This is a genomic window from Bacillus sp. MM2020_4 (assembly GCF_011250555.1).
Classification (GTDB): Bacteria; Bacillota; Bacilli; order Bacillales; family Cytobacillaceae; genus Neobacillus.
Genome location: NZ_JAANMZ010000088.1, coordinates 1 through 4,052, shown reverse-complemented (window position 1 = coordinate 4,052; position 4,052 = coordinate 1). Strand labels below are relative to the sequence as shown.

Below are 4,052 nucleotides of genomic sequence, written 5' to 3'. Positions count from 1 at the left end.
TGCCATAGGTTTCGTAAGTCCACTAAATTGTGTTACAATCTTAGCTAGTCAAAACGTGTAAAGGAAGAAATAAATGAGCAGACAACTACCAGTTACTAAAAATGAATATATAGATGTCCTTTTTGAAGATTTAACCCATGATGGGGCAGGAGTTGCGAAGGTGGAAGGATACCCGCTATTTGTTCCAAACGGATTGCCAGGTGAAAAAGCCAAGATTAAGGTAATTAAGACCGGGAAAGGCTACGGAATTGGCCGGTTAATTGAACTTTATGAAAAAAGCCCACATCGAGTCGATATTGCGAGCAGCGAGCACCACAAATACGGCGGCTGCCAGCTGGAACATATCAGCTATGAAGGGCAGTTAAAGTACAAAGAGAATCAGGTTCGACAAGTTCTAACGCGCATCGGCAAATTGGAGGATGTGGTGGTGCACCCGATTCTAGGGATGGAAAACCCTTGGCATTATCGAAACAAGGCCCAAGTGCCGGTAGGTGAAAAAGATGGCAAATTGATTGCTGGATTTTTTAAACCGAGGAGCCATGAGATTGTCGATACAAATGAAAGCTTGATTCAATTGCCTGAAATTAATGAAGCAGTGCAGGTGGTAAAAGAAATTTGCAATGAACTTGGCATTTCTGCCTATCACGAAGAATCCCATAAAGGCGTACTTAGACACATTATGGCACGGTACGGTCAACAGACTGAAGAGCTCATGATTGTCATTATTACCAGAACTGCAGATCTTCCGCAGAAAAGTAAGGTAGTCGAAAAAATAACTGCCCAGCTTCCGAAGGTAAAGTCAATTGTTCATAATGTGAATTCCAAGCGGACAAACGTGATAATGGGAGAAAAAACAAGTGTCCTGTGGGGAAATGAAGTAATTTATGACTATATTGGCGACGTGAAATTTGCCATATCTGCACTATCGTTTTATCAAGTCAATCCTGTGCAAACAAAGGTTTTGTATGATAAAGCACTTGAATATGCTGGGCTTAGCGGCGAAGAGTCAGTCATTGATGCCTATTGCGGTATCGGAACCATTTCTTTATTTTTAGCAAAAAAGGCCCGCAAGGTTTTCGGTGTAGAAGTTGTGCCAGAGGCCATTGAAGATGCGAAAAGAAATGCAGAATTAAATGGTATTACCAATGCGGAATTTGCAGCTGGTGAAGCGGAGATCGTGATTCCGAAGTGGTATAAAGAAGGAAACACTGCCGATGTTTTAGTGGTTGACCCGCCGCGCAAGGGCTGCGACGAAGCCTTACTGCAAACAATTATTGAAATGAAACCAAAGAAGGTTGTGTATGTTTCCTGTAACCCGGCCACGCTGGCACGGGATCTGCGGATTCTAGAGGATGGCGGCTATAAAACCGTGGAAGTGCAGCCGGTGGATATGTTTCCGATGACTACACACGTTGAGTGCTGTGCGTTGCTCGTAAAAAAATAGAAGATATATAAGGGTCCGAGAATCGGTAGTGGATTCTCGGACTCCATCTTCTTTTATTTCAATTCTTTCTTTAGTTTTGAAGCATTTCTTCGGCAAGAACAGGGTTTTGAACAAACCGTTCAATTTGTTAGATTAGTTTTGTAAAATCAATCGTTTGTTTTTTTGAAGCAATCCCTTTTCTAATTTTAACTTTTCCTCATTTAGTTTAGCGAATTGGATACCATTATCCTCAATGAGCAATCTGTATTATTCATCTAGGATTTCACCCCGTATTTTTATGCGAAGTGCAGTTGTTTTGTCTTTCTTTATGTTTTCTATCTGCTTGAGAATGTTAGTGAGTTGTTTTCGATCCCGCTGAATGAAGGTTTCAACCTTTTTCTCAATGTCTTTTTGAATAGATTTTGTAGAGAGTGCTGAAAACAATTGCTTTATATTATTTGAAATTGCTTCAATCACTCCATTTTCTCTTACATGGTGATCTGAACATTTTGTATGACCATACTTATTGTATGCCCCACAAATATATCCCTTACGATTGGCTTTATGTGCATACTCTTACCACAATCAGCACAAAAGGAAATATTTGTAAAGAGGTGTTTTTTAGCATATGGTTGTTTACAAAATTAATCGACAGAATGATCAGGGCTATTCCGGTTAAAGGGATACCCTGTTTTTTTATCTATAAGGGTTTTACTTTACCAAAATTGGGGTGGATTCTCCGATTACAAAAAAATCGAGAGGGAGTTGACCTCCATTTAGCGTGCCCATTTTCTATTATCATACGTAAAAAAACCAAAAAATCAAACTGCATTTGGATTACAAATGTGGCTTTCAGTTTTCAAAACTGGCTTTTTGGATTCAAAAACTGCGTCTCGTTTACAAATATTTAGTCGTCAGTTACAAACATTGCATCTCGATTTACAAAGTGGCGTCTCGTCTTACTATTAAGCCACAATTACACAAAGGCTTATCAAGGAAAATAATTATATATTAATAATAAATAAATTTTTATTGATAAACAATAAAAAATGTAATAGGATATAAATAAAAGGAAAAAAATGGGGTTCTTTATGAAACATGGAAAGATTACTATATTAAAGGTAGCTGTTTATGGTATTGGAGTAGTTATACTCTGTTTATGTATCTTTGCTTTACCGTCACTTGCAAAAGATTCGGCACAAATGAATCCAGAGTTTGCTTTTTTACAGAAGCCAGTTCTAATCGGGCTGTACATTACAGCGATCCCATTTTACTATGCACTGTATCAAGCATTAAAACTTTTAAGCTATATTGAAAGCAATAATGCCTTTTCTGAATTAGCAGTCAATACATTAGGGATTATCAAACACTGTGCAAGTACCATCAGTGTGTTATATGTATTAGGAATGATAATACTCGGAACACAGAATGCTTTGCATCCTGGTATTGCAATAATCGGGTTGGTAATAGTATTAACCTCTATTGTTATTTTGCTCTTTACGGCTGTTCTCCAAGAGCTTTTAAAAAATGTATTGAAAATTAAATCAGAAAATGATTTGACAATCTGAGGTGAAAACGTGGCAATTGTAATCAATATAGATGTGATATTAGCAAAAAGAAAAATGAGTGTTATAGAATTATCGGAGAGGGTTGGTATTACAATGGCTAATATTTCAATTTTGAAAAACGGAAAGGCGAAAGCGATTAGGTTTTCAACTTTAGAGGCAATATGTGAAGCACTGGATTGTCAACCAGGAGATATTCTTGAATACAGAAGCGATTTGTACAATCAAAAGAATAATTGATTCATTCACTGTGTCGGGAGGGAATCAGAGTGCCTAAGCAGAGAAATAAGATTAAAATATTGGGATGGGTGTTTTTTGTATTACTTTTAGTTGGCTGTGACCCATCCGTCTAAGGATAAGATGGAATTCTACGACAGTACAACAAACGTTGATTTATCTAAGGAAGATAGAAATGAGGGTGGCATTATGAAAACTTACATTTATATGGTGAGACATGGAGAATCACCTTATACAGAAGGAACTGAAAGAACAAGAGGATTGACTGAAAAAGGAATATTGGATGCTCAAAGAGTCACCGATACATTACAAGACGAGGGTATTGAAGTTTTTGTTTCAAGCCCATACAACCGAGCAATCTTAACCATCCAGGATTTGGCTAAACGTTCTGGCAAAGAAGTTTTAGTATTTGAAGATCTTAAAGAAAGAATTTTTTCTGACGAAGATTATCGAATATCTGATAAGGAGTTAAACCCTTTGCTAACAAAGTCGTTTTCCGATCCTAACTTTGCTTTAACGGGAGCTGAGTCTAATGCTGATTGTCAAAATAGAGCTATAACAGTATTGGGAGAAATATTAACAACCTATCAAGGATGTAAGGTGGCAATTGGCACTCATGGCGCAGTAATGGCTCTAATGATGGGGTATTACGACAGTCAATATGATTTTAATTTTTTACTAAATACATCTAAGCCTGATATATATAGAATGGAATTTAATGGTCATGAGTTGGTAGGGGTTAAACGATTGTGGAAAACTTAGAAACTATGATTTCTATTATTAGGTAGCAAATTAATCAGCAAATTAAGAGGGTTACTATATGTATA

5 protein-coding genes are annotated in these 4,052 nt (G+C 37.1%); 4 read left to right on the top strand and 1 reads right to left on the bottom strand.

Annotation, left to right across the window (positions count from 1 at the left end; translation table 11 throughout):
- The first annotated feature begins 73 nt into the window (after positions 1-73).
- Positions 74-1,444 (top strand): 23S rRNA (uracil(1939)-C(5))-methyltransferase RlmD, encoded by a 1,371-nt coding sequence (gene rlmD, locus G6554_RS25090; RefSeq protein WP_166246821.1) that lies wholly within the window; start codon positions 74-76, stop codon positions 1,442-1,444.
- A gap of 246 nt (positions 1,445-1,690) precedes the next feature.
- Here rlmD and G6554_RS25085 read toward each other — a convergent pair whose 3' ends face one another.
- A complete protein-coding gene (locus tag G6554_RS25085) occupies positions 1,691-1,900 on the bottom strand; it encodes a hypothetical protein (RefSeq protein ID WP_166246820.1) in 210 nt (69 codons plus the stop codon).
- A gap of 614 nt (positions 1,901-2,514) precedes the next feature.
- Between G6554_RS25085 and G6554_RS25080 the strand changes: the two genes are divergently transcribed.
- The 3 genes from G6554_RS25080 (at position 2,515) to G6554_RS25070 (ending at position 3,987) form a co-directional block, all read left to right on the top strand.
- Positions 2,515-2,991: a DUF2975 domain-containing protein gene (locus G6554_RS25080; protein WP_166246819.1), complete on the top strand. Its 477-nt coding sequence runs from the start codon at positions 2,515-2,517 to the stop codon at positions 2,989-2,991.
- A 9-nt stretch (positions 2,992-3,000) separates the two neighbouring features.
- Complete coding sequence (locus tag G6554_RS25075) at positions 3,001-3,228, top strand: helix-turn-helix domain-containing protein (protein WP_166246818.1); 228 nt, start codon at positions 3,001-3,003, stop codon at positions 3,226-3,228.
- A gap of 186 nt (positions 3,229-3,414) precedes the next feature.
- Positions 3,415-3,987: a histidine phosphatase family protein gene (locus G6554_RS25070; RefSeq protein WP_166246817.1), complete on the top strand. Its 573-nt coding sequence runs from the start codon at positions 3,415-3,417 to the stop codon at positions 3,985-3,987.
- The last annotated feature ends 65 nt before the right edge of the window (positions 3,988-4,052 follow it).